This window comes from Aeromonas sp. QDB62, from assembly GCF_027705695.1.
Lineage (GTDB): Bacteria > Pseudomonadota > Gammaproteobacteria > Enterobacterales > Aeromonadaceae > Aeromonas > Aeromonas allosaccharophila.
Genome location: NZ_JAPDCD010000154.1, coordinates 1 through 520, shown reverse-complemented (window position 1 = coordinate 520; position 520 = coordinate 1). Strand labels below are relative to the sequence as shown.

Below are 520 nucleotides of genomic sequence, written 5' to 3'. Positions count from 1 at the left end.
CAGTCATCCAGGATCAGCAGCTCTATCCTTGCCAGTTGACCCAGCAGTCTGGCGTAACTGCCATCTACCTTGGCCTGGCTCAGCTCAAGTAGCAGACGCGGCAGCCGGTAGTAACGAGTGCTGTGCCCCTGCTGACAGGCTTGGTAGCCCAGCGCACAGGCTAGGTAGGTTTTTCCGCAGCCACAGGGGCCGGTAATGAGCAGGTTCTGGCCCCGGCGCAGCCACTCTCCTTGGGCCAGGTTTGCCACCTGTGACCGCTCCAGGTTGCGTGCAGACTGGTAGTCCACCTCTTGCACCGTGGCCTGGAGTTTGAGCCTCGCCTGCTTGACCAGCCGAGCTTGTTTACGCTGCTCCCGGCTCAGTTGTTCGTGTTCGACCAGCAGGCTTAGCCGCTCGATGAAGGGCAGCCCTTCGTAGGTACTTGCCTGTTCCAGTTGTTGTTGCACGGCATCCGCCATGCCAGTCAGTTTCAGGTGTCTCAAGCGGGTCAGCGTTTGTTGGGTCATGGGACGTATCCTCT

The 520-nt window shown here is 59.8% G+C and carries 1 protein-coding gene; it reads right to left on the bottom strand.

Translation table 11 applies throughout. The annotated features are described in order from the left end of the window. Positions 1 to 506 (bottom strand): IS21-like element ISAs29 family helper ATPase IstB (gene istB, locus OKC27_RS22865; RefSeq protein WP_201976373.1); only part of this gene is annotated, 506 nt, incomplete at its 3' end. Positions 507 to 520 lie beyond the last annotated feature (14 nt).